The 19,112-nt window shown below is 61.4% G+C and carries 17 protein-coding genes; 8 read left to right on the top strand and 9 right to left on the bottom strand.

Features of this window, described 5'->3' with window-relative positions:
- Positions 1-137 precede the first annotated feature (137 nt).
- Entirely contained in the window at positions 138-827 is a 690-nt protein-coding gene (locus ACQR1B_RS26385) for a GntR family transcriptional regulator (protein ID WP_434875141.1), read from the top strand.
- 166 nt (positions 828-993) lie between these two features.
- Positions 994-1,788, top strand: a complete 795-nt coding sequence (locus ACQR1B_RS26380; protein WP_434875140.1) for a class I SAM-dependent methyltransferase — start codon at positions 994-996, stop codon at positions 1,786-1,788.
- A gap of 130 nt (positions 1,789-1,918) precedes the next feature.
- Here ACQR1B_RS26380 and ACQR1B_RS26375 read toward each other — a convergent pair whose 3' ends face one another.
- The 6 genes from ACQR1B_RS26375 to ACQR1B_RS26350 all read right to left on the bottom strand — a co-directional run bounded on the left by ACQR1B_RS26375 (position 1,919) and on the right by ACQR1B_RS26350 (position 9,529).
- Entirely contained in the window at positions 1,919-2,368 is a 450-nt protein-coding gene (locus ACQR1B_RS26375) for a hypothetical protein (RefSeq protein ID WP_434835109.1), read from the bottom strand.
- A gap of 1,958 nt (positions 2,369-4,326) precedes the next feature.
- Positions 4,327-5,163, bottom strand: coding sequence for a carbohydrate ABC transporter permease (locus ACQR1B_RS26370; RefSeq protein WP_434834983.1), 837 nt, complete (start codon positions 5,161-5,163; stop codon positions 4,327-4,329).
- The gene (locus ACQR1B_RS26365; protein ID WP_434834982.1) at positions 5,160-6,089 is read right to left on the bottom strand and encodes a carbohydrate ABC transporter permease; all 930 of its coding nucleotides are present in this window, start codon (positions 6,087-6,089) and stop codon (positions 5,160-5,162) included. The genes ACQR1B_RS26370 and ACQR1B_RS26365 overlap by 4 nt, the downstream gene beginning before the upstream one ends.
- Complete coding sequence (locus tag ACQR1B_RS26360; RefSeq protein ID WP_434834981.1) at positions 6,086-7,246, bottom strand: ABC transporter ATP-binding protein; 1,161 nt, start codon at positions 7,244-7,246, stop codon at positions 6,086-6,088. The genes ACQR1B_RS26365 and ACQR1B_RS26360 overlap by 4 nt, the downstream gene beginning before the upstream one ends.
- Positions 7,247-7,316: 70 nt before the next feature.
- Positions 7,317-8,255, bottom strand: a complete 939-nt coding sequence (locus tag ACQR1B_RS26355; protein ID WP_434834980.1) for a metallophosphoesterase family protein — start codon at positions 8,253-8,255, stop codon at positions 7,317-7,319.
- The gene (locus tag ACQR1B_RS26350; protein WP_434834979.1) at positions 8,252-9,529 is read right to left on the bottom strand and encodes an ABC transporter substrate-binding protein; all 1,278 of its coding nucleotides are present in this window, start codon (positions 9,527-9,529) and stop codon (positions 8,252-8,254) included. Before ACQR1B_RS26350 ends, ACQR1B_RS26355 begins: the two co-directional genes overlap by 4 nt.
- Before the next feature lie 113 nt (positions 9,530-9,642).
- Here ACQR1B_RS26350 and phnF point away from each other — a divergent pair, with 113 nt between their 5' ends.
- Complete coding sequence (gene phnF / locus ACQR1B_RS26345; protein WP_434834978.1) at positions 9,643-10,386, top strand: phosphonate metabolism transcriptional regulator PhnF; 744 nt, start codon at positions 9,643-9,645, stop codon at positions 10,384-10,386.
- A gap of 16 nt (positions 10,387-10,402) precedes the next feature.
- On the opposite strand, the gene ACQR1B_RS26340 is transcribed toward phnF, so the two are convergent.
- From ACQR1B_RS26340 to ACQR1B_RS26330, 3 genes are all read right to left on the bottom strand, one after another.
- The gene (locus tag ACQR1B_RS26340) at positions 10,403-11,161 is read right to left on the bottom strand and encodes a class I SAM-dependent methyltransferase (protein ID WP_434834977.1); all 759 of its coding nucleotides are present in this window, start codon (positions 11,159-11,161) and stop codon (positions 10,403-10,405) included.
- A gap of 628 nt (positions 11,162-11,789) precedes the next feature.
- Positions 11,790-11,927 carry a hypothetical protein gene (locus ACQR1B_RS26335; protein WP_434834976.1) on the bottom strand — a complete coding sequence of 46 codons (138 nt, stop codon included), beginning with the start codon at positions 11,925-11,927 and terminating at the stop codon, positions 11,790-11,792.
- A 124-nt stretch (positions 11,928-12,051) separates the two neighbouring features.
- Positions 12,052-12,954, bottom strand: a complete 903-nt coding sequence (locus tag ACQR1B_RS26330; RefSeq protein WP_434834975.1) for a hypothetical protein — start codon at positions 12,952-12,954, stop codon at positions 12,052-12,054.
- A gap of 367 nt (positions 12,955-13,321) precedes the next feature.
- Between ACQR1B_RS26330 and aepX the strand changes: the two genes are divergently transcribed.
- The 5 genes from aepX to phnY all read left to right on the top strand — a co-directional run bounded on the left by aepX (position 13,322) and on the right by phnY (position 19,059).
- Positions 13,322-14,269, top strand: coding sequence for a phosphoenolpyruvate mutase (aepX, locus tag ACQR1B_RS26325; protein ID WP_434834974.1), 948 nt, complete (start codon positions 13,322-13,324; stop codon positions 14,267-14,269).
- Between the two features lie 38 nt (positions 14,270-14,307).
- Positions 14,308-15,387 (top strand): methyltransferase, encoded by a 1,080-nt coding sequence (locus ACQR1B_RS26320; protein WP_434834973.1) that lies wholly within the window; start codon positions 14,308-14,310, stop codon positions 15,385-15,387.
- 69 nt (positions 15,388-15,456) lie between these two features.
- Positions 15,457-16,614 carry a phosphonopyruvate decarboxylase gene (gene aepY, locus ACQR1B_RS26315; protein WP_434834972.1) on the top strand — a complete coding sequence of 386 codons (1,158 nt, stop codon included), beginning with the start codon at positions 15,457-15,459 and terminating at the stop codon, positions 16,612-16,614.
- Positions 16,614-17,630 (top strand): DMT family transporter, encoded by a 1,017-nt coding sequence (locus ACQR1B_RS26310; protein WP_434834971.1) that lies wholly within the window; start codon positions 16,614-16,616, stop codon positions 17,628-17,630. The genes aepY and ACQR1B_RS26310 overlap by 1 nt, the downstream gene beginning before the upstream one ends.
- Positions 17,617-19,059 (top strand): phosphonoacetaldehyde dehydrogenase, encoded by a 1,443-nt coding sequence (gene phnY / locus ACQR1B_RS26305; RefSeq protein ID WP_434834970.1) that lies wholly within the window; start codon positions 17,617-17,619, stop codon positions 19,057-19,059. Before ACQR1B_RS26310 ends, phnY begins: the two co-directional genes overlap by 14 nt.
- The last annotated feature ends 53 nt before the right edge of the window (positions 19,060-19,112 follow it).

Genomic DNA, 19,112 nt, shown 5'->3' with positions numbered 1-19,112 from the left:
CGCAGGATTTCGACGCGTCTGCTTCCGGCGTCAAAGGTAAGCGGCCGAAGACGCGTGCGGCAGATGAGCCGGCCCGTTCGAAGCGGCGGCCGACTGTCCTTGCGAGACGCCGCCGCGACATCCCGCTCCATCACCAGGTGTTCCTGGTTCTGCAGGACGAGATTGCCGAACGTCGCTATGCGCCGGGAGAAACGCTGCCGACCGAGGCGGATCTCGCAACGCTCTTCGGCGTTTCGCGCGTCACGGTTCGGGCAGCTCTGGACACGCTCAACGAGCTTGGTCTGATCGAACGCCGGCAAGGGGTCGGCACCTTCGTGCGAGAGCTGTCGAGGCCGCAGCCTCTCACCGTCCCCATGATGGATCTTGCTGCTCGCAATCGTGAGATCGTGCGTACGACAAGAGCTCACGTGGTCGAATTCGAGTTCAAGCCGGCCCCGCGGCACGTTCGCGATCATTTCCAGGCGGAGGCAGCCGACCTGTTCCAGCGAGCCGTTCGCATCCGCTTCATGAACGGCTGGCCAATCATGCAGGTTACGACCTACATTCCAGAATCGATCGGGCGCCAGTTTGGCCCGGAAGAGATGGAAGGAGGTTCGCTCTATGCGATCCTGCAGCGGTTCGGCATCACCTTCGCTTCCGGCGAGCAGACCGTGACGGCCGCTGCAGCGGATCCCATTGTCGCCGGGCGACTCAACGTACCGATCGGTGCACCGCTCTTGAAGATCGTACGGATCCATTTCGATGGCACCGGACGTCCGATACAGCATTTCGAGCTGCTGGCTCCGCCCGCAACCTATGAGCTGCGCATGCCCTTGAAGGATTTCTAGAATTGACCGGACGCCGCGAATCTCGAAGCGTACCCGTCCGCGCAGCGCCTGGACCGGCCGACGCGGGCGGGACGCGAAGACGCGCTCGGTGTCATCGTGCCGGCCTGCCCTGCCGGAGCGGCGCCACATTGGGGGTGTCACCCGCGATGCCCCGCAAACTGCCTGAATGCCACAGATGACAACCGAGCCAGTCCCTCCTGCCTTCCCTCGCTTCCAGTCGACGGTCCCGCACTACGTGGCAGGCCGGCCAAACTATGCGCCTGCGCTGATAAGAACGGTAGCTGATCATCTTCATCTGTCGAATGACCATCGGTTGATGGATCTCGGTTGTGGGCCCGGATGGCTCGGCATCGCATTCGCGCCCTTCGTCGGACAGGTCATTGGGATAGATCCGGAGCCGGCGATGCTCGAGGTTGCTCGGACCATCGCCGCTGCATCCAGCGTAGCGATCGAACTGGTCGAAGGCAGTTCATACAGTCTCGGACTGCATCTCGGCACCTTTCGCGCCGTGACGATCGGACGTGCCTTTCACTGGATGGACCGAACCGATACGCTGCGCAAACTCGACGACCTGATCGAACAGGACGGCGCCGTCATCCTGTTCAATGACGTTCGTCCCGACGTGCCGCAGAACGCCTGGTACAAGTCTTACACGGAGGTCGTTGACCGCTTCACCAACAGGAGTGTTGGCTTTGCACCCGAGCGCTTGCGCCATGAAACAGTCCTGCTCGCGTCGCGGTTCGACCAGCTCACCCGACTCGGCGTGATCGAGCAAAAATCCGTCCCTGTGGATCGTCTGATCGATCGAGCACTATCGATGTCGACCTCGTCGCCAGAACAGCTGGGCGAGCTTTCAGGCCAGCTCGCGCAGCAGATGACGGCAGAGATGCTGCCGTTCGCAAGCAACGGCAACGTCGTAGAAGTCATCGAGTCGCAGGCCCTGATCGCAAGGCGCCGTTGAGGACGTCCAGGGCTCGTCGTCGAGATCACGTCCCGTTGTCGCATCGGGCGCGCTGGTCAACAGCGAAGTGCCGCTGGCCATTCCTGCAGTCCTTGTCCCGGGAAAGCGAGCAACGTACACACCCGAAGAGCTAATTCAGCTTCACGCCAGCCACAGAGCAGGCGCATTCGATCAGCTGACGCACCGTTCGGGCATCCCAGTCGAGTCGTTCGGGAACGTCAGTCCAGTAATTCGAAAGCACGTATGCAGCATGGCGAGCTTTCACGCCCAGACCAACCACGGTCCGGGCCGGGATCGCCATGATGGCGCGTTCGATCGGGTCGAGCGAGCCCAAGACGGCTTCGATGCGCTCGATGGCAGGTGCACACGCGGCCACGACGCTTGATGGCTCATCGAAAGGAGCTGCGGCCGATTGCGCATCTTGTTGCTGGAGCATTGCGAGTTCGGCGGAGAGCGCCTCGAAGCTGCGGCCCAGCGCCACCAGGACGGCGTCTGGATCCCTTTCGATCGCTTGCTCATCCAGCACCAGCCCGCCCCGCTCGACGGTCGCCAAGATCCGCAAGGTTTCATCAAGAGACATCATCGATCTCCAAACCGAAAACGCCGGTCGGTGCGAGGCGGCCTCTGGCCGGCAAGTCGCAGGGAATCGACGCGCATCAGGGCAGACGTCGCCACCTCTCCTTCTCCGAAACAGACGATATCGCTCGGTCGTATCAACATCAATACAATATGTGTTTCAGGTCCGTAATCAATAAGTCCCAGACGCGGTGAAACTCGATCCGCGCTTGCATGTACGGTAACGCCGCGATTGCGCGTTACGACCAACGCCAACCTTCGACGCCATGACATTCGCAGCACCGGCTGTGGAGCAGTCGTACATAGCCGGCGAACTTAGATACTCTTGCCACGCAGGCGTATGCTTCGCGAGCTACCGACTTTGGTGGTCTCATAAATCGGAACTCCTGAGGCAGCTCAGAGACGTCCACCGCATTCGCCATCACGGACTTCGCTGGGTGACGGGTAACAGCTCCCAAGTCCACCAAAACTTGCCCTCCAGCTCGCCTTGGCGCGATGACCCCGCCAGGCCTCCGCCGCGTGAGCCTGGATCAGATGGCATCGCGCAATTGACCTTGAGCATTCGCGACATGATCAACCACGCCGCGAATAACCACGGCTCTCGCTGGTCCGCTTGCGGTTTGCCGATCGACGGAGCACGGGAAGTGTTCCTACATGCAATTGAAAGTCGTATCCCAATCAAGCCTGTTTCAGTTCCCATGCCGGCCGCCCGAGAATGAGCAAGCGACCGACGTGATGATCCGCTCGAGCGCCTCAACATTCAAGCACGCGTCGACCGCTCCTGCGCAGATGCCGACGCATTCGCTGGAGAACACCCGGCTCTGGGTTCGCCGAAGCCTCTTGCGGCATGACACATCCGAGCATCTGGAGGGCACAAAATTGACACTGTAGCCGCGTTTCGCCGCGGAAAGATCACCTTGCCCGGATACGATTAGGGTCCTGCGCCCCAAAACACTTACGGTCGCCGCAATCACAACCCCAGCGCTTCCGAGAACGCCGACCGCCAGCCGTTAAGATCGCTGGGCGGACCACCCGGACCTACCAAACGATATACCGTCCATAGCGAAGGTTATCCGGCCAAGGGCGACTCGCCGCTTGTCATCTGAGACGAGATCGCTGATCAAAATCAATACCACTGGTGCTGCACCGAGAAGCGTCGGCTCAGCTTCACTTCATTCTAGGCGTTTCCGGGCCAGGAGCACAACCTACCAACCTTGATAGGGGTACCGGTGCCCTTGTCTTTTCCGCGAGGCGCTCGCGGCACGCCTCCGAGCGCCCCCGGCAGCACCGCGCTGTATGAACTCCGACGTGCACGCAGCATGCCGAGCTGCCGGCGGAACGTAATCAAGAACGTCTGCAGCGTCCGTTGCATCGAACCGATGCGTTCGCCGCAGCGGCAATTGCGCCACTCTCTGTTCACAGGCAGCTGATTCTTGATGTTCGCACGCCTGCAAATGAACTCGTAAGAGGCACTCACGTCGACGCCTTGAACTTGCTCCGAGCGGCTAACATCGCAAGCAGGACTCCGCTCGGCCACGCTCGACGTCGGCGATGAGCCCCTTCGATGCATAGCGACCCGCTAGGCTACGGCCGCGATCGGCATAGGTTGCATCAAATTCTGACTCCTCGGCGCGCTGCACAGGGAGCGATCTCCGCCGCCTGGCTCGCGATTGGGTACTTCTGCGGTTCAGTCGAGACGCGAAGACCCTGGGGGCTGATCGACAGTCCACGTGGACGGCGGCACCATTCGCCAGCTCCATCAGCAGTTTGCAGGGATATGAGCAGACGCTCAATCGCAGGAGCAATCGGCCGGCGCAACAGTCTGCGCCTTGTACAATTTAATCTTTCGTGTGTCGTCCAGCGAGGGCGCACCGAATGACGAATCGCTTCGTGGGGACGCCTCGGAATATTCGCGCGGCGCCCAAGGACAGATTCGGATCCATCCGCCAGCGCAATCGCGCCCTATTTCATGCTGCCCAACATCAGCCCGTCGACGAACCAACGCTGAGCGGCAAGAAAAGCAATAACCAGCGGCGCCATGATGATTGCCGCGCCAGCCATGAGCGGACCATAGTCGGATCCCGCCTCCTCGTTGCGAAAAGTGATCACGCCGAGCGCCGGCGGCATCAGCTCTTCCGTGCGAACGGCGATCAAGGGCCAGAACAGATCGTTCCAATGGCTGCTGATAGACAGAATACTGAAGGCGATCACCGCCGGCCGGGCAAGCGGCAGCATGATGTGGAAGACAATGCCCAGCTCCGAATAGCCGTCCAGCCGCGCCGCGTGCATCAGATCATCTGAAATCGATTTGAAGAACTGTCTGAAGAGAAAAATGCCGAAGGGTGATACGACGAAGGGCAATACCAGCGCGGCATAGCTGTCCAAGATGCCGATTTTCCAGCACAGAACGAACAGCGGTAGAGCCACGACCTGATGTGGCAGCAAGAGGCCGACAAGAACGAGCCCAAACGTTGCACTTCGTCCCCAAAAATGCAGTTTCGCCAGGGCATAGGCGATCGGTGCGCAGACCACGATCTGACACAGCAATATTGTCGAGCATACCAAAACGCCGTTGGCGAGAAAGCGCGGCAACGGAGCGACCGCGATCGCTCGCGTGTAGTTCTCAATGGCATACCATTGTTCGGGCAGCAGAGTGAACGAGGCGCGAAATATCTCACCCGGCGGCTTGAGGGAAAGCGATACCATCCACACCACGGGGGCAAGCACCAGCGTGGCGGTGCTGACGAGCAGCGCGTGCCGCGCGATGCTGGCTGGCCATGACAGGCGTACCGCTCTCATTGATAGTGAACCCGCTTGTCGAGCGCGAACACTTGCAACATCGTCAGGGCCATCACAATTATCAGGAAGACGACGGACACTGCGGCACCATATCCTGTTTGAAGGTATTCGAAGCTCTCCACATAGAGCGTGTAGAGCAGCATCTCCGAAGCCTTGCCAGGACCGCCTTGGGTGAGAACCTTAATGATGTCGAAGACTTCAAAGGCTCTCAATGCGACCACCACCAGTGCAAACATGACAACTGGGCCGAGCAAGGGCAGCGTGACGGTCGCAAACCGTGACAATACGCCGTCGGCGCCGTCGACGTCAGCCGCATCATAGAGGTCGGAGGGAATCGTCTTCAGCCCCGCGAGAAAAAGCAGCATCGCGTAGCCGAGGTTCTTCCATACGAAGATTGCGCCCAGAACGGGCAACACCGTGCTCTCGTCTCGCAACCAGTTGGCACCTTGAATCCCGGCCGATCTCAGGACCTGGTTCAGGAGCCCTATCGTAGGGTGAAGCAGAGATTCCCATGCGAGTGCGGCTGCCGCCATCGTCGCCATGAAAGGAAGAAAGTGGACCGCACGATAGAGAGCACGAAGCCCCGTACCAGCCTCGATGAGCAGAGCCACGGCAAGCCCGAGTCCGACCGTCAAGGGGACGCAAACTGATATGAAGGCGAGCGTGTTGACCAGCGAATGCCAGAAATCGACATCATTCCAAAGGACCTGAAAATTTCTGAACCCGACGAAATTGAGACTTCTCGCCCCGAGCTGCCAATCGGTCGCGGCCATGGCAATAACGGCGAGTGCTGGGAGAATGAATAAAATCAAGAGGAGCAGGACTCCCGGTCCCGCCAGTATCGCCGCAGTGAACCACTCCCGCCTTCGCCGTCGCCTGATCGCAGCAGCGTGAGCCGGAGCGCGTCCGGGGAGCATGATCGTCATTCACCGCTCCCTGCAATCGATAGCTCGACCACATCGGGCTGTCGCCTTCGCAGCCTTCGCCCGGCGGCGTCAAAGACAAGCAGATTCTTGAACTCGGCCTGCAGTGCGACGCTGGCGCCGGGTACCAGACCAGGCCCGTCCTTGGGATGCATCCGGACGATGAGAGGACGCTGAGCGCCGGCAACGTCAACATAAACGTACCGATCGGCACCGAGATGCTCCACAAGCCGCACGCGGCCGGAAATTGCACCAGGAGTCCATTCGGCGCAGACGCAGAGAGCCTCCGGACGTAGTCCGACGGTGATGCCGTCGACACGTCCACCATCGGTGTGACAGCGGACCACAGCCTCAAGGCGCTCACCCAACGCATTGGCGGGCACAATATTGATCGACGGAGAGCCGACGAATGTCGCGACGCTGATGTGGTCGGGGTCGTCGTAAAGGACCTGCGGTGGTGCAGTCTGGATCAGCTCGCCACCGACCATCAAGGCGACCCTGTCCGACATGGTCATGGCTTCTGCCTGATCATGCGTGACATAGACGAAGGTAACGCCGAGCCTGGCGTGCAGCTCCTTGATCTCGGCGCGCATGGAGACGCGCAGCTTCGCGTCCAGGTTGGACAGGGGTTCATCCATCAAGAACACCGAAGGCTGCCGAACCATGGCGCGGCCGAGGGCGACGCGCTGGCGCTGTCCTCCCGAAAGTTGCCCGGGCTTGCGCGCGAGCAGCTGTTCGATACCGAGAGCAGCAGCAACCTTGCGCACCTCTGCAGCAATCCCGGCGCGCTTGGTCTTGGTTCCTGGAACGAAACGTCCGAGCAGAGGCAGCCGCTGTGTGGCGCTCAACCTGCTCATGACGAGCGGCACGGCCATATTCCGTTCGACGGTCATATGCGGATAGAGGGCATAGGACTGGAACACCATGGCGATGTCCCGTGCCTTGGGCGGCAGAGCATCGACGACGCGCCCCCCAATACGCACCAACCCTTCGTCCTGCAGCTCAAGACCGGCGATGATGCGCAGCAGCGTCGATTTTCCGCAGCCAGAAGGGCCAACGAGCGTCAGGAACTCCTCGTCGCGAACCTCGAGCGAAATGCGCTTGAGGATGTTGGCTGCGCCAAAGGCTTTGCTGATATTGTCGAGAGTGACTGCGGCCATGGCACAACCTTTCAGCTCGGCGGGATGTGCGACGCCGTCAACGGACGCCAGTCGATTGCGGACCCAACGCTCACTCCACCTGATCCAAAGGACAACCGCGCCATGGCTCGTCGGCATAGCGCGAATGAAAGCCCCGAGGATCCGTGTACCAATTTCCAAGATCCACGATGAGAAATGCGGTCGGCTCGATGAACTCTACGACGTGCCGGTCCCCCCTGAACGTATGCCGCAGAAGTCCGGGCCGTTTGATACCCGGCTCTCGATTGGGCCGGTCGTGACGAGCGAAGCGATTGGCAGCATCCATGACAAAGGCAGTGGACGGCGCCCACACCTGGCGCACAGCGCGCCATTGCTGCTCTTTCAATTCGTGCAGATGGCCGCAGAGGTATGTTGCTCCGTTCGCCGCGTGCAAGAGCTCGGCCCAACGATGCCGATGCTCGGGAAACATCGCACTCTGAGTGCGAGCGGTCTCCTCGGGTGCGGCCAGATAGAGCGGCTTGTGTGCGGCCACGATCAACCGACGCTGTCCGAGTGTGTCGATCGCGTGCGCCAGCAGAGCCTCTTGTTCCGCCTCCTCGTGCAGCCCGCTGCCCGGAAGCATGGAATTGAGCCCAAGCAGTCTGCTCGCGCCGATGTCCTTCATCCAATAGTCGGAACCGAACTGGGCACGAAAGGCAGAGGCGCGTTCGGCCGAGATCGTGATCTCACCGCCGCGCACATCAGGCAGGCTGTTTCCAATGTCATGATTACCGGGGACGAACAGGATCTCTCTGCCGAGCCGTTCGAGTTGCCGGCATGCGAAAGCAAGCTCGTCCGGATGGTGGGCTCCATCGAGTGACATGTCGCCGGTGCACAGGATGCAGTCGGCGGCGGTCGCCACGAGGACATCGCGAAGGACTTCGAAGTTGTGCTGGAAGAAGGGGCGCCTCTTGCTCAGATGCAGGTCCGAAATCTGAATGAGCGTGAAGGCTCGCTCCCCCGTATCGTCGCCGGCGGCGGCATCCATCATGCAGCCCCGATCAGACGGTTCACGTCGGCTGCCATCTGCTTCAGCGTCTGGCCGGCGCCCTGGCGCCCCGTCACGATAGCCTCAAGGTGATTGCGGATGGTATCGATAATCCGCACGGCGTTGGCGCCAGGAAAGGCGTACCAGCTGGTCATCACCGGAAGCTGGTCGACGCTGACCTTCTGATTGTGCGCCTCCTGGTAGAAGGCGCCGAGGAGCGACGGGTCCGTGATCGCCTTGCTGTTGCTCGGCATGTAGCCCGTGAGACGGGCCATGAACGCCTGGCTTTCCGGGCTGGTGCAGAACTGAAGATATTTCCAGGCTGCATCCGCCCGGCGCGGATCCTTCGCATGGATCACGCCAAGCGCGCCGCCGGCGGGCACTTTCCCGTTCGGACTCATGAGCGGAAACGGTGCGACACGCAGAGGGAATCTGCCCGCAATCTGCTGCTCGGCATAGGCGATGTTCGAACTGGAATCGGCCAAGATGCCGATGGTTCCCGCAGCAAGCGCCGGCCGGGCCTGGGCGGATTTCAGGTTCGGCATGCTGCTTCTGGCGAAGGCCTCGAGCTGCTCCAATGCCCAGAGCCCTTCAGGGCTGTCGAAAGCAGCCGTCTTCTCGTCATCGGACAGAACGCGCCCGCCGCGGCTGAAAAGCAGGGCCTGCCACATCCAGTTTCCCGTCACATCCCATTGAAAGTAGAAACCGGTGCGATTGGCGCTGGTCGCACTGATCTTCTGGCCGAGCGCGACGAGGTCCGGCCAGTCAGCCGGCAGCAGCGAGGGGTCCCCACCCACCTCGCGCACCAGAGCCTCATTGACGTAAAGAACGGGAGTCGAAATGAAAAATGGAATGCCGTAGATGTCGCCGCGCTGGCGAACGATGTCGAGCACCGCGGGCGCGTAACCCAGCAGGTCGGCGCCGCCAGCTGCCGTGATTCGTTGCGCAAGCGGTTGGGCGAGGTCTCGCTCGACCAGCAGGCGCAACAAATTCAATCCGTGAAAGCTCAGATCGGGCAGTTGACCGATCAATGCCGCCCGCAGGATCTGCTGCGAAATCTCTTCGTAGTTCTGTGCGGGATTGCGGAATTTGATCTTGATATCCGGATTGACGCGCATGAAGCGCTCGGCCAGCCCGAAATGGATTTCCCGGTTGTTGCCCACCGGAAATGGAAACATCACCTCCAGTGCGAGATCCTCGTTTGCATGCACTGAAGGAGCCGGAAGCGCTGCGGCCAGCGATCCGAGAAGCGCAGTTCGACGGCTGATCACTGGCATGTCGTTCGCCTTGTGTGCTACCGATACCAACACAAATCTGTCTAGACAGATTCAGTGACTGAGCGATGACAGGTACCGCTCGGCTGGTTGTGCAAGGCTGGCAGAGGCAGCAGATGAATGCTCTCCAGAGGCGAGAACAGATGCGGGATGCTGTCGGGCCACGCTGGCGGCAGGTCGAGCACACCTTGCTCGAGCAGATCTTGCGCGGCGCGTACCGCGGCCGCGACAGATTGCCGTCGGAGCATGAACTGGCGGCAATTTTCGACGTGAATCGTCACACGGTGCGCCAAGCCCTGGCTGCGCTGGTTGACCGTGGGGTGGTCATGAAACGCAAGGGTGGCGGGACATATCTCGTCTCCGGCGTCGTCGAATACCCGATCGGTGCTCGCACGCGGTTCAGCGCCAATCTCCTGCTGCAGAATCGCGAACCTGGCCACAAGCTCGTTGACCCCGACGTCGTTGCGGCTGAGCAGCACATCGCCCTTGCTCTTGGGCTGGCGCCCGGCGATCTCGTCAGCTCCATGACCACCGTCGGTGAGGCCGACGGCATCCCAATTTGCGTCGGCCAGCACTACATCCCCTTCGATCGCTTTCCCGGCTTCCTGGACGCCTACCGTGAAGAGCTATCGATGACGAAGGCCTTTGGACGCTTCAAAGTTGACGATTACCGGCGCACCCTGACGAGGGTGATGGCCGTGCTGCCCACCGACCATGACGCACGACTTCTGCAACAAGGACGGTACTCGCCAGTCCTTGCTGTTGAGAGCATCGATAGCGATTTGAGTGGCCGGCCGATAACGTTCCATATGAACCGCTTCTCAGGCGAACGTGTCCAATTGACTCTCGGCGACTTCTGACCTGGCTGCCACGACGTCAGCGGACATGCGCCACAACCAGATCGCACATCATCGGGACGTCGAACGTCGGCTTGGCTTCGTGCCGCTCGATGGTCGCGACAATTCGCCTCATGACCATCGCCGTCCCGAGCCGGGCCGCGATCGGAGAGGAGGACGAGCGCGACAGGAAGTATCGGACCAGATTTTCTGCGGTTGCCGGAAGCGCCCAGGCAAAGCCAAAGCGCTGGATCTCGCCGAAGCGACCGGAAGCTTCGATCTCAGCGGCGATATCAAGATCGCGATAGTGCCGTGAATAGTCCGGGTTCTCGGCCTCGATGAAGTCCTCGACGGCCATGAGAGCCTCGAATTCCTCCGTCCGGCGGTTGTTGTTGATGACGGCGAGCACCCCGTTCTGCGACAAGACGCGGCGCGCTTCACGGAGAAAGCGCGGCCTGTCGAACCAGTGAAATGCCTGCGCCACCGTGACCAGGCCTACGGAGTTTGCCTCGATCGGCAGAGCCTCAGCGGGCGCGATTATGACCTCGAGTCCCGCTGCACCCGCACGTGCAGCCATGTCGAGATTGGGCTCGACGGCCTGCACGGTCCAGCCCGGAAGGACATCAATGAGTGCACGCGTCGAAATTCCGGTACCTGCGCCGACATCGAGACAGCGTGGCGGAACATCACCTGCGGCGACAGCATGGGCGATGGCAGTGAGAACGTCAGGCGGATAAGTCGGCCGGCTGGCGTCGTAAAGGTCGGCGAGACCGTCAAATTTTCGCGTATGGTCCTGCATTGTCGACGAAGCTCCTCAAATTTCCCGGTGGAGAGATCAATACACGACAAATTCGACCGCCTTGTTCAGGAAGGCTTTCCACGCTCCCCTCGTTCTGCGGTCCGCAGATCACGGCTTTGCAATTCAATCGTGAGTTGACCATCGAGCGACGGCCGCAAGGCTCGTGGTCGTGAATGCACCGCGGAGACCGGGCCGGGATCGACACGGCCAGCATGGAGCATAGAAAGAAGTACCCTTCCAGAACTGCCCCGTCGACCGTTGCAGCGGCCGCATTGGCTGATGACACTCGCCTCGCTCTGCGCTTCTGCGCGATTTGCATATCTGGCACGTGCGCTTTGCAGGTCGGGAGCGTCGCCAGCACATCTTCAGTGCGAGGACGCGTTCAGCGCATACGCACGGCCGACGCGCCGGCCACTATCGATCGCCATCAACCACCTCCGACAATTTTTGGTCGCAGTTTTTGATCATTTTCGGCTCGCGCGTACACGACTTGCGCATCCTCGGCGAGCTTTTGCCTTGTCCGTGCGGATGATCGTTCGTGCGGTTCAAACCGATCGGATCGTGAAAAAAATCACTATCGGCACTTTCCTCTCAACGCTCGCTCGATCCGACCAGTGTCACAACGACGTCATTTTCGCAGCATTCCGCTATTGGCGTTGTTTGGCTCGGCGAACTCGCTGAACTCATCGCCGGCGCCTTTGACCACACGATTTCGGACGCTTGCCAAGGGCGACAGATCGTCAGGATTGTGCTGTTTGGCAGGCATCCGACGTTCGCAATGGCTCTGCGAAAGGAGAAGGCTGCGGAACATGGCGACCCAGGCAACCTGATGCCATCAACCGCTCGCCAGAGGGTTGCATCAAACATCCTCGCGCTGCATCGCGCGGCTATCAAGGGGTTGGTGCGACGTTCTCGACGAGTGACGCCCCGACAAGCCGGGCTGGTCTGGAGCCGATCGAACCGCAGGGAAGGATGAGGCGCCTGTAATGCACCCGCAACCTGTCATTTCGATGCGGGCGCCGGATGATCGCATCAACGTCATCGAAGAGCGGCTTCCCTGTACGAAACACATGGTCGTAGACGCCACGGACCCATTGACCGTAGTGATAGTCCGGCTGTTCCTCGAGCGGCAAGCCCGGCGCATGCTGTTGCCAAGTTCTGCCAAAGCTTTCAAAGCCCGAGCCAATCTCAGCGAAGATAAGTCGGCCGTCGACCGGCTCGATGATGGCGAAGCGCTGCAGCGAGTGTAGATCGAGGAGGCCCTTCAGTTCGGTATTGTCGCGGGCCCGATCACATTCCAGCCATCGCGTGAACAGGACCGCAAGAGGCTCAGCCTCTTTGGCAAGCGCAGTGATGGACAGCTCACGGCTTCTGAACACCGGCGATAGATGCAGGCCAGCTCGCGCGACCTCCTCCTCGATATAGGCCATCGCCTGGCTGGCCCTCGGGAACATCCGTTCGACAACTTCGTCGCCAGCTTTCACAACGATGATCCGTTCCACGGCCCTATCCGCGATGAAGTATAGTGCCGAAGCGATGCTGATTCCGCAGACGGTCCTCGGCCTGAGCCGGATCCGGGCCGACCGGCTGTCGATCATGGTGACAGCGACAAATCCCAGATTGTCGACCACATAGGACGAGAAATCGAAATCTGACACCGGGCATTGCAGGAATCTCCGCAAAACAGGCGAATGAGCATCCCAAGCCCGCCCATGATCGTCCAACAGGATGGTTGTCATCGGATCCATGCCATCTTGAATACGCGGCAGCGCGCCAGCGTCTCTGGCGCCCATTGATGTATCGTCATCGGATCAGACCCGCCAAATGGCTGATCCGGAGGCCGAACGAAGCAACCAGTTGAACGCATATCGGTCCGCGCGGCTACTACAAGCTTAGGTAGGGGCCGGCCCTCGCCCTGCCTCCAGGCACGCGACTTCCCCCGCCGGCGCAAGCGGACGCGGCAGGGCCGCGGTCCCCCTGGCCAGTACGAAACCGGGCCTGCTCGCCGGCAGTGCACGCCTGCGACGAGATCGCCTCCCTCGCTCTCCCCGCCGGAACATATGCGCCGATGTGACTACCAGAGTTAGTAATTGACCCCTGTATCGCAAAACTGTCAACTGGTGGTTGATGACAGACCCGCACGGGGAAGGGAGACCTTGCATGCTCACGCGACCGCAATCGATTCGTCATGCCGCAGATCATCGTCCGGAACTCGCCACTCGCGCCGCAGTGCTCCGCGAGCAGATCTGCTGCAATCGAGATCTCAGCTTTCTGATGGAGGCCCATGATGGGCTCTCGAGCGCCGTCGCCGAGCGCGCCGGCTTCAAGGGCCTGTGGGCATCCGGTCTGTCGATCGCCTGCTCTCTCGGCTATCGCGATGCAAGTGAGGCGTCCTGGACCCAGCTCATCGACGTCGTCGAACGCATGGTGGATTCGACTGATCTGCCGGTTCTCGTCGACGGTGACAGCGGCTTCGGCAATTTCAACAACGCGCGCATTCTGGCCCACAAGCTCCGTCAGCGGGGCGCCGCCGGTGTCGCCTTGGAAGACAAGCAATTTCCGAAGATGAACTCGTTCGTCGGCGATCGTCATCCGCTCGCCGCTGCCGGCGAATTCTCCGGGCGTCTGCGCGCCGTGAAGGATGCGGTCGGAGACGAACTCGTCCTCGTCGCCCGCATCGAGGCCTTGATCGCCGGCCATGGCATGGACGAGGCCCTTCACCGCGCTCACGCCTATGCGGACGCCGGAGCGGACGCCATTCTCATTCATTCCCGGAAGAGTACGGCGGACGAGATCTTCGCCTTCGCCAATGGTTGGCAGAACCGCCTCCCTGTCGTGATCGTCCCAACGAAATACTATCGGACCCCCGCGTCCGCTTTTCGTGCTGCCGGCATCTCGACCGTGATCTGGGCCAATCATTCGATGCGCGCAGCGACAAGCGCGATGCGCAATGTCTGCGAGCGCATCATCACCGAGCAGAGCATCGCCGGGATCGAGGCTGAGGTCGCGACCCTCGAGGACGTCTTCTCGCTGTTTCACTACGACGAGCTGGCGCGCGCCGAGGCCCGATACCTGCCCGCGAATGCCGCGCCAGGCCAGCCAGACTAACCGAACAACCCACGCCGTTCTCGTAAAGGATCAGACCCATGACCCTGACTGCACTCGCATCTCGCATCGACACACAGACCGATGTCTCACAGGTCGGCTGCCCCGACATTGCCCAGATCATCAAGTGGCGGGACAGCTCATACGCCGCCGACCTCTACATTGCAGCGGTTTCCTGGCTCGACCTGTTCACCTATCTGGACGGTCATCCCGTCTCTGAAGACGAACTGCGGGAGCATTTCTCGCTTCGTGACCGGCCGACACGTACAATGATCAGGCTCTTCGAATCCTGGGGCCTGATCGCCCGCGAGGGCGGAAAACTTCACGCCACCATCGAAGCCGTCCGATATCTCAGCAGCCGATCCGACGAGAATGTCGCCTCCTACATCGCCACGATGAAGTACAAGTCGTCGGTTCGCGAGCTGTACGACGTCCTGCGGAACGACGGCTCCGACACCTGGCATGTCGCGCGCGGCGACACGACCAGCTGGGACGATCTGATGCAGACGGATGAGTTCGCGGACCTCAACACGCGCGGCATGGAAGAGCGCGGCCGGATCTTTGCCCCGCATCTCGCTACCCTGCTCGATTGCAGCGGCGATACATCCATGCTCGACATCGGCGGCGGCTCCGGCGTCTATTCCGCTCATCTGCTGATGCGCTATCCTCGGCTATCCGCGACCATCTTCGAGCGCCCCCCGGTCGACGAGCTCGCGCGATCCTGTCTGATCGCGCGGGGTCTCTATCCCGACCGCGTCCGTATCGTCGCTGGCGACATGTTTGTCGACCCGCTGCCACGCGATGCAAGCCTTCATCTCTATTCCCACGTTCTTCACAATTGGGGACCCGAGAAGGTCCGCCTGCTGATGCGCAAGTCCCACGGCAGCCTCCAGCCCGGTGGCCGCATTGCTGTCTACAGCTGCCATCCCGACGATCGCGGCGGGCATCCGGCCCCGGCCGCCGAAGCAGAATATTCGGTGCTCCTGACCACGGGCTACGAAGGCTGCTGCTACAGCTTTGAAGACATGCGCGGGATGCTCGAACAGGCCGGCTTCGGGCAGGTCGAGTACCACAGATCGTTCTGCAATCGCAGCCTGATCGTGGCGAAGAAACTCAGTTGAGGCCACAGGACGTCGATTCATTGGGGGCGGCAGAGCCGCTCCCAATGCCCTTGTGCAGGAGCAAAAGACATGTCCGTGCCGACGAGCGTTCTCCTATCGAGATTGAGTGCAGCAGGCTACACGTTCTTCTCGGGCGTTCCGTGCTCGCACTTCGCTGACCTGTTTGAGAGGGCGGCCGAAAGCAGTGCGTTGACCGACGTACCCGCGGCCAACGAGGGCAGCGCGGTAGCGCTCGCCGCTGGCGCTGCGCTGTCCGGCCAGCGAGCCGTCGTCGCGCTGCAAAACTCCGGTCTTGGTCACGTCGTCAATCCACTCACCTCGTTGTTGATGGTCAACAGGATCCCGGTCCTGTTGCTGATCTCGGTGCGAGGGCATCCCGACGAGAGCGCAGATGAGCCGCAGCACATCTTCATGGGTGCCGCGACGAAGGCGATCCTGGATCAACTCGCCATCGACTGGGACGAGTTCGACGGAACGACGGGCGGACTGGATCGGCTTCTCATCTGCGCCGCTGAAGCGCATCGGCAGGAGGCACCTTTTGCTGTGCTGTTGCGAAAGGGCCAGCTCACGCCGAGCTCCGCGGGAGTGGCCCCCGACGCACCGCTCGATTACCCGCTCAGCGCGGCAGAGGCGATCGAACTGATCTGCCAGCGGCTCGATCCGACCACGCCGATCATCTCGACGACCGGATTCATCACGCGAGAGCTCTTCCGGGTCAACGATCGTCCCGAGAATTTCTACATGCAGGGTTCGCTCGGTCACTGCAGCGCATTGGCGGCGGGCCTCGCCATCGCCATGCCCAACCGTCCCGTGCTCGCACTGGATGGCGACGGCGGCGCGCTGATGCACATGGGCGTCATGTCCACGATTGGCCACACCAAACCCCAGAACCTCATCCATGTCGTGCTCGACAATGAAAGTTATGCATCCACCGGTGGACAGGCGTCGACGTCACGAAGCTCGTCCCTGGATCTTGTCGCATCCGCCTGCGGCTATCGCTCGTCGGTGCGTTGCGTCGAAGCCGGACACATCCTGACAGCAATGGAGCACTGTGCGAGGACGCAGGGCCCGCATTTCCTGCTCTGCAAGATCAATCGCTCCCATCCCGCAACGCTTCCGCGCGTGACCACCCGCCATACGCCTGTCGGGAACAAGCGTCGATTCCAGGACGCCATGGGGCGATCTGTTCTTGAAATGTCAGCTGCCGGCCAAAGGGGAGCGATGTGATGGCCCGCAAGCCGGCCGTTTCGGCAGCCCTCTGCCTGATCTTCGTGATCCTGATCTGGGGCATGAACTGGCTCGTCATAAAGGACGCGCTGCAGGTCGCGCCGCCCCTGTTCTTTACAGGACTGCGTCTTCTCGGCGGCGCGGCGGCGATCGCGGTGGCGCGCCTTGCCTTGGGGTATCAGCTCCGCATCGGCGATCGCGGACGGCTGAACCTGTTTGCCGTCGGCATGCTGCAGATGGCCTGCGGGCTTGGTCTGAGCCTGGTTGGGCTGCAATATCTCGACATCGGTCGAAGTGCTCTCATTTTCTATACAATGCCGCTCTGGCTTGCGATCATTGAATGGGTCTTTGACGGAAGGCGGCAGACCGGCTTCGAGCTTGCAGCGATCGCGAGCGGACTTGGCGGCATTGTGCTGCTGAGCGCGAACGGCATCGGGCCGACGGCCGCGCCAATGACTTTCGACAACGTGGAAGGCGTTGCCCTGCTGCTGATTGCTGCGATCTGCTGGGCTTTGGGGAGCTGGCTCGCCAACCGATCCCGCAGCCATGTCGACGTCTGGAGCCGGACCATATTCCAGCTCGCCACGTCGGGGATGGCAGTCATGATGGCCTCAGCCGCCATCGAACCGCACTTCGACGTCAAGTACCTTTCAGCTCTCGCCGTCCCGATCGCGTTCAACTGTATCGTTGCGACCGGCCTCGCATTTGTCGCCTGGTACTATGCGCTGGCCTCAATTCCGGCGCGGATCGCATCTCAGAGCCTTGTTCTCATTCCGGTCGTCGCACTGACGTCGGCGTTCATCCTGAAGGGGGAGGAGCTCACATTGCGAACGGTGCTTGCCTGCCTGCTGATCATCATGAGCGTCACGATCGTGATCTGGCAGCGCGAACAGCAATCTTCGCGCGGCAGGGTGGTCAGAGCGTCATTCAGCCCAATCGACGAGGCTGACAAGCCTCGAGCAAGCGTCAGCCGAAGCGGACTTTCAGTTGAGGGATCGACACATGCACGCCGTTGAGCCGGTCTACCAGCCGATGTTCCTGGCTGGAGCACCAGCAGACGCAGATCGCGTCATTGAAGTCAGGAATCCGTATTCCGGCGCGCTCGTTGGGACGGTCCCGCAGGCAGAGCCACGCCAAATACGGGCTGCGTTCGCGGCAGCCGCACGCTTCCGCCCGAAGCTGAGCCGCCGCGAAAGGGCGGAGATCCTGCTCGGGACTGCGCGTGCGATTGCAAGAGATCGAGACCGGCTCGCACAGCTCATAACTGCCGAGACCGGTCTCTGTCTGAGGGACTCCCTGCATGAAACCAGGCGCGCCTGCGACGTCTGGTCATTTGCCGCCCATGCGCTGATTCAAAATGATGGCGAGATCTACCCTGGAGACATCGGCGGAACCCCTCATCCGCGGCGCACTTTTACGATGCGCACCCCGCTTGCCGGGGCCATCGCGGCCATCACCCCCTTCAATCATCCGCTGAACCTGGTCAGCCACAAGCTGGCGCCGGCAATTGCGACCAACAACCGCGTGGTGCTCAAGCCATCGGAGCAGACGCCCCTGACGGCGCTCGCGCTGGGCGGCATTCTCCGTGAACAAGGCCTGCCAGGGGGCATGCTTTCGATCGTGACCGGAACGCCGCGCGATCTTGGAGATTGCGTGTTCACCGATGAGGACGCCGAGCTCGTGACGTTCACAGGGTCGGTTGGCGTCGGGCACCACATCGCGGAACGCGCAGGGTATCGGCGACTCGTCCTCGAACTGGGCGGGAACGATCCCTTCATCGTCCTTTCCGATGCCGACGTCGATCGCGCCGCGCATCTGGCCGTGCAGGGCGCGGTCAGACATTCCGGTCAACGCTGTACGGCCGTGAAGCGGGCGCTCGTCGTCGAGGAGCTCGCCGATCACTTCGCCGAGCGGGCCCTGCACCACATGCAGCAGCTCTCAACAGGCGACCCCGGCGACCCTTCCGTTGATCTCGGCACCGTCATCAGCGAAGACGCAGCCCAGTTGATTGAGAGGCGCGTTGCCGGAGCGGTCGCGGCGGGTGCCCGGCTCCTGCTCGGCGGTGAGCCTCGCGGCGCCTTCTATCCTCCCACCCTGCTCGATCATGTCTCGCCCGCTTGCGAGCTCGTTGCCGAGGAGACGTTCGGCCCGGTTCTGCCGATCATCCGATGCAACAATGATATCGACGAGATCATCACGACTGCGAACGCCACCAAGTTCGGACTATCCGCCGCCATCTGCTCGAACCGCCTCGATCACCTCACGAGGCTCATCGAGGGCCTCGCGGTCGGCTCCGTCAATGTGTGGGAAGTTCCCGGCTATCGCACCGAACTCACGCCGTTCGGCGGCATCAAGCAGTCCGGCCTGGGTCACAAGGAGGGTATCCTGGAGGCGATGCGCAGCTTCACGCAGGTGAAGACCTACTCTCTGCCCTGGCCGGTCTAGGGCCCTCGACCTGCATCGCCGGTTGGCCGCAGAGCGAGAATTCAAAGTCCATC

The organism is Bradyrhizobium oligotrophicum, from assembly GCF_051168495.1.
Lineage (GTDB): Bacteria > Pseudomonadota > Alphaproteobacteria > Rhizobiales > Xanthobacteraceae > Bradyrhizobium > Bradyrhizobium oligotrophicum_A.
The sequence above is the reverse complement of the archived record's forward strand: the minus strand, read 5'-3'. Positions and strand labels throughout refer to the sequence as shown.